Annotated in this window: 6 protein-coding genes; 1 reads left to right on the top strand and 5 read right to left on the bottom strand. The window is 56.1% G+C overall.

Annotation, left to right across the window (positions count from 1 at the left end):
- Nucleotides 1-2103: DUF4347 domain-containing protein (locus OKC30_RS14975; RefSeq protein WP_270666691.1), on the bottom strand; the 2103-nt coding region annotated here is incomplete at its 3' end.
- 256 nt (nt 2104-2359) lie between these two features.
- Here OKC30_RS14975 and OKC30_RS14970 point away from each other — a divergent pair.
- Nucleotides 2360-2611 (top strand): hypothetical protein, encoded by a 252-nt coding sequence (locus tag OKC30_RS14970; protein WP_160839537.1) that lies wholly within the window; start codon nt 2360-2362, stop codon nt 2609-2611.
- 138 nt (nt 2612-2749) lie between these two features.
- Here OKC30_RS14970 and OKC30_RS14965 read toward each other — a convergent pair whose 3' ends face one another.
- From OKC30_RS14965 to OKC30_RS14950, 4 genes are all read right to left on the bottom strand, one after another.
- Complete coding sequence (locus OKC30_RS14965) at nt 2750-3052, bottom strand: hypothetical protein (RefSeq protein ID WP_041206442.1); 303 nt, start codon at nt 3050-3052, stop codon at nt 2750-2752.
- A gap of 102 nt (nt 3053-3154) precedes the next feature.
- Nucleotides 3155-3865: a hypothetical protein gene (locus tag OKC30_RS14960; RefSeq protein ID WP_041206443.1), complete on the bottom strand. Its 711-nt coding sequence runs from the start codon at nt 3863-3865 to the stop codon at nt 3155-3157.
- Nucleotides 3858-4031 (bottom strand): hypothetical protein, encoded by a 174-nt coding sequence (locus tag OKC30_RS14955; protein WP_005324741.1) that lies wholly within the window; start codon nt 4029-4031, stop codon nt 3858-3860. The genes OKC30_RS14960 and OKC30_RS14955 overlap by 8 nt, the downstream gene beginning before the upstream one ends.
- 299 nt (nt 4032-4330) lie before the next feature.
- A complete protein-coding gene (locus OKC30_RS14950) occupies nt 4331-4726 on the bottom strand; it encodes a hypothetical protein (RefSeq protein ID WP_005324744.1) in 396 nt (131 codons plus the stop codon).
- Nucleotides 4727-5428: the final 702 nt, after the last annotated feature.

Below are 5428 nucleotides of genomic sequence, written 5' to 3'. Positions count from 1 at the left end.
ATGGCTGCCGGTTAGTGCGTTTGCGGTCAGGCGGTCGTTGCCTGCCTCGCCATACAACTGGTTCGTTCCCTGGCTGTCAGTCAGAACGTCATCGCCCAGCCCACCCCAGAGCGTGTCGTTGCCAAAGTTACCGTCGATGGTGTCGGCGCCGTCTCCGCCGAAGATGCTGTCATAGCCAGCGTCGCCGTTAATCACGTCGTCGCCAGCAAAACCGGAAATCGTGTCACCGCCGGCGCTGCCGAGTAACGTGTCTGCAGCGGCTGTACCGTCGAAGACCAGACCCGGCAGCTCGCTGCCATCGGTCGGGTAGGCTGGGTTGAAGTTGGCACCCACCAAGTTCGAAGCGGTCACATTTTTGAGCACCGCAAGAGTCACATAATCATCACCACCGCCGTTCACGTCGAACTGCAGCAGCGCGTCGGCCGGGCTTGTGTCAGACTGGATCAGGCGCAGGTAGCCGCTGCTGCCGAACGGGTTGGAACCGTCAAAACCGACCGCCCCATTGCGTAGCAGGTCCTGGATATCGAGCACATCGCCGCTAATCCCTGCGACAAAGTCGGTGATTTCCATCGGACGGGCGGTAACGTCGACAACGTTGTTCCACGTGCTGTCCAGATTGAACTGCATCGTCCCCTTCTGCTGGGCCTGGTACTGCTGGGCCGTCAGCACAAAGGTGTCTTTACCGCTGCCGCCACTCAACGTCAGTTGCAACACCCCGTTGGCTTCGAGCCGGTCATCGCCGTCCCCACCGGAAAGCACCGCCGACGCAATGCCATAGTTCGCATCGCCTGGTTCATGGGTACTGACTTTCAGCTGGTCGTTACCCGTCCCGCCCTCCAGCGACAGATCAATTCGCCCGAAACCACGGTAAGCCGAGGACGTTACCTCCAGGCTGTCGTCATCCGCACCGCCATCGAGCTGGTAATCGACACCGTAGGACTCGCCAATGTCCTTCAAAGCATAACCATAGGCATACGCGCTCAGTGAATCCGCACCAGCCCCCCCTTCGAGGCGTGCTGTTTTGGAGTAAGCCACATTCAAATTGTCCCGGCCATCGTCCCCCTGTAGCAGCACATCGGCCATATAGGCTGCACTCAAGCCACCCATATAGTTCCCCACCGTCTCATAACCGCTACCGTTCCAGCTCTGGTATTCGTAGTAGCCATCATCCCCGGCGCCGCCGCTAATGGTTGCCTGGCCGTGCTGCACATAGGTCGTCGTGCTGTTTACATACAAGTTGCCATGTGCATTCAGTTCATCGCTGCCATCACCACCTAGCAACACCATCGACGCCCCAACCCCATCAATGGTGTCGTTGCCCAGCCCACCATCCAGCAGATGGCTGCCGGTTAGTGCGTTTGCGGTCAGGCGGTCGTTGCCTGCCTCGCCATACAACTGGTTCGTTCCCTGGCTGTCAGTCAGGACATCATCACCCAGCCCACCCCAGAGCGTGTCGTTGCCAAAGTTACCGTCGATGGTGTCGGCGCCGTCGCCGCCGTAGATAAGGTCATGGGCTGCTTCACCATCGATCCAGTCATCGCCGCCATAGCCATAGATCGTGTTGTCCAAGCCATCGCCGACGATCCTATCGTTGCCCTCAGTTCCACGGATTAGCTGAAGCGAACCTTGGTAAGCAGCACCGTCAAAGGGGGACTCGTCGATGTTCCCCGACATATGTTCAAGTCGCCAATCACTGCCCAGCCCTGTGATATTGTCGCTCACCGCCACATCGGCTTTGGTTAACTGCGCGAGAGAATTGACGAAGGTGGTTCCGGTATCGCCCTGCGCCACGTTGCAGCCGTAGAGCAGGATGTCGCCGGTATCGGCCAGGGAAGAGCCGATCGCTTGGAGCTGGGTTTGGTAACTGGAAAGGTTGTCACTGCTGAGTGCTGTGTTACCCAAGTACAGGGTGCCCACCGAGCCATGGCTGATCACCTGGATCGAATCCAGATCCGTGTGGCCCGCCAGAATCCGCTGCATCTGGTCGACACCATCCTGGTTGGCATCGAGCAGATACCATTCGGTATCGGTGCCCAAACTGGCGATGAGGGTTTCGTAACCGGTGACGCGGCTGTCGATAAAAACAATGCTCTGCGTGGACATAGTTCAGCACACTCCCTTGCGCGATCATGATTCAGCACTCCCAGATTGGTTTCCTTAGCAATCTGACAGGCTGTAGACAAATTTTTTGATGATAAAATCATCACTTGTTAATAATGAAACGGTCAATTCAAACCAAGGTCATCGGCCATAGGCTATGTCTCGTCGCTATCAACATCACTGATGTGCAGTGGGGTTCATCGAGCCTCTGCTCTCACCCTACAGCTTTATGAGACGCACTACTCGTGAGCCACATCTGGTGCTTGATGGCATCCTCTTGCTCTCCACTCCTGGGCACCTTGGCGAGACCTATCTGAGTGTTTTGGTTCATGGATATCGATCTATCACACCTTCCGGCGGAGGCAGAGCACTGGCCAAATCGATGCCATCTAGGAAAAAACTGAAATTACATCTCAATAAAGAAGCGCTGATCGACTTTGACCTATTGTGCCTTGACGGATCCAATGCCAGTACACCCAAAGATGCTATCGGAGAGCAGAAAAAACATTGATGTAGATCAGATGTTTGGCCATCCATGGAGGCGTTTGGGCAACCAAATCCACATGGTCACAGACGGAAATGGCTTGCCGTTAAGCAGTGACAATCAGTTGCCGCAGCGGTGCGTGGGCGGTGGGAGAACAGCCAGCATTTATGGCTGGAGCTGGAGCTTCAGCTTTAACTCTCGACGGCGACTATCTTGCTCTCGCAGGTCACGAGCCAACTCCCGCAACAACTCCCGCTCGCCACCACACCAGGCATTGTGCGAAGAGGTGGCTTTACCTTCTGCGGTAGTTGGGCCTGTGCTCTGCTCCCACGGCTTAGCCTTCCCAGCAGCGGGGTGATACCACTCCGTGAGGATCAGGGCCATGCGTAGAGCCCCCTCACTTACGCCATCAAAAGCAGGAATGAATGATTTAAACAGTCGATCGAACGTTTTTCCCTTCTCAGTCATTGCCCCACCCTCCCAAAAACTTCATCCAGCATCTGCCGTTTGCTATCAACGCAAAGGTGGCTGTATCTCTGCGTCATCGTGATCGATTTATGCCCCAAGCTATCAGCGATAGCCAGTACCTTCGACAAAGTCCTCGTAGCTGAAACTCTGATGGAAGGTGACGAAGTCGATACGCCCCTCCTTCACCAGTGCATCAAAGCGCGCCTTTAGCGCTTGGCGATCCGCCCCATGTGCTGCCAGCCAGGCTGGGTCGAGAATAGCCAACGCTTTGTTGATGGTGTGGTAGGTCTTGCCGGTGCCGGGGGGGCCAAACAAGATCTGGTTTAAGGGCAAGTCGCAGATCTCAATCTGTAAGTTGGATTTGTCATCCATATCCGGCCCCTCATCATCAACCTCAGCCTGATAATCCTTCGGCCTTCGTGCGTTCCCAGCTAATTGGATACCAGCAGTCCGCAGGCGCTGGGCCACCATATCAAACCACTCTTTCAACTCAGCTTGGGTAGACGACCTGTCCGGAGTCGTAGCCAGCCGCAGACCATCCGTATCCGTAAAATCCTTGTGGAGTGAGCACCAGAGGGTGTCGTCCCAATACGACAGGTACAGCTTCGGCGAGCCACGTTTGTTTTGGGGTTGCTTCACGCCAATCCGGAGGTCGATATAGTTCTTGCTCTCACCACCGGTAGTCCAATGGTCCGCGTTCGGAAATTGACGCTGGATCTCCTCAATGACCATCCAGGCCCAGGCTCGCGTATGCTCATCAGGCAATCGTTTTAATAATGTGGCTGCATCGGCGTTCAGGTAGTTATCAAGCATTGGTTGATGGCTCCTCGATAAATTGTGAATACTCGGAGCCGACATTCAATCGAAGTTGGCCGGAGCTTAGGCGGGGTAGCAGAGCGCCACCTTCGTTCAGGGCATCATAGGCCGCTATGAAATGTTCCTTGGTCAGCTCGCCGAGCTGCTTCTTGATGATTTCCATATGAGCCCATTAACGATGCTGCTGCCATCCTTGAGGACGGCCGCCAGCAGAACGGTGGACAGGGTCTGGGGGGCGAACATGTACTACTCCGGCTATGCCACAACGGGCATTGAAACGGTGCCTGCTGGGCGCTGATACGGATGGACGGACGAAGACCTTGGCCACGCGGGCGACAATGCCACCCCTCTACGCCACAGGCTCGTCACTAACAGGCCGATGAGTGTATCGAAGCAAGCCAGATTGAACCATGGCTTGGCTCACATCACTCCAAGAACGGGTCCGGTTTGAAGAGATATGCGTCACTTAGTGTTCAGGACGGCGGGCGGCGTACTGCCACCATCGCAGCGCAGCGTACCCAGCGAGTCGGTGCGGCACACCGTCCCGTCCGAGGCGCGTAGGTTGCCGAGGCTGTCTTTGCGCCAGGTGACGTTCAGGCCACTCTTACTGTTGTTGGCGCGCACATTACCGAGGCTATCTCGCCGGTAGGTGGTGCCATCGCTACTCCTTACGTTGCCCAGCGAGTCTTTGCGCCAACTGGTGCCGCTGCCCGAGTCCCTGACGGTGCCAAGGCTGTCGGTGCGCAAGGTGCCATGGCTGCCATCCTTGCACTGATAGCGGGTATTACCGAGGCTGTCCTTGCGATAGGTACAGTCGCTGGCAGTCAGTCCTATCGGGCTGAAAGCCAGTAGTACCAAGGTGGATAGCAGCAGGGTTAAGCTGGATAGACGTACCATGATGGCGTCCTCGTTCGCCTGAAGAGGTCACAGCTTACACCTCTCCGGCATCGTCCCTCGATACTGAGGCTAGATACATGTCGCGTTTTCAGACGGGTATGTAGCTTCTCTCATGGCTAGCCAGAGTCATACGAAGCTGCACGTTACCTTTCAATAGTGGCCTACATGAGCCATGGGATAACACTTAGCGTGTGCAACTGCGCGCCACATGATCGTCATAAGTGCGGGATGGTCAATAAGTTGACCCGAATATTGTCATTACAGGACATCAAGGATAGACGGCTCCAGTTCGCAGTCATCATACTGGGTCTCCCCCTACCCGGCTGCGCCGTCTTTATCCGGTGGCGGCGGTTCATTCCCGGACACCTCCAGCCCCGCCCGCCTAAGCGCACCCGCCACCCCCAGCGCCGTGTAACCGTCCGGCCCCATAGCGATCCCCCGCCCGTCCGTTTCCCCGTCCACCATAGCCTCTATCGTGTCCTGGTACATGGCGGGCATGACCGTCATCCGGGCTCTGTCGTCCGAAGTTGCGCCACCAATAACGATCTCGATCTCATCGTCAAACAGCGATGTGGTTAAAACTTGCACATGTACAGAACCTTAAGCGGCAAGCGAATTAATAATACCGTCTAACGTGTTGTTTTGCTTGGATTTTCTCTGCCT

It is taken from the genome of Aeromonas sp. QDB18 (assembly GCF_027705325.1).
Classification (GTDB): Bacteria; Pseudomonadota; Gammaproteobacteria; order Enterobacterales; family Aeromonadaceae; genus Aeromonas; species Aeromonas caviae.
The sequence above is the reverse complement of the archived record's forward strand: the minus strand, read 5'-3'. Positions and strand labels throughout refer to the sequence as shown.

What these genes read in the sequence shown, in the direction of transcription:
- OKC30_RS14960 (WP_041206443.1), bottom strand. Translation starts at nt 3,865, where the DNA reads ATGCTTGATAACTACCTGAACGCCGATGCAGCCACATTATTAAAACGA.
- OKC30_RS14965 (WP_041206442.1), bottom strand. Translation starts at nt 3,052, where the DNA reads ATGACTGAGAAGGGAAAAACGTTCGATCGACTGTTTAAATCATTCATT.
- OKC30_RS14955 (WP_005324741.1), bottom strand. Translation starts at nt 4,031, where the DNA reads ATGGAAATCATCAAGAAGCAGCTCGGCGAGCTGACCAAGGAACATTTC.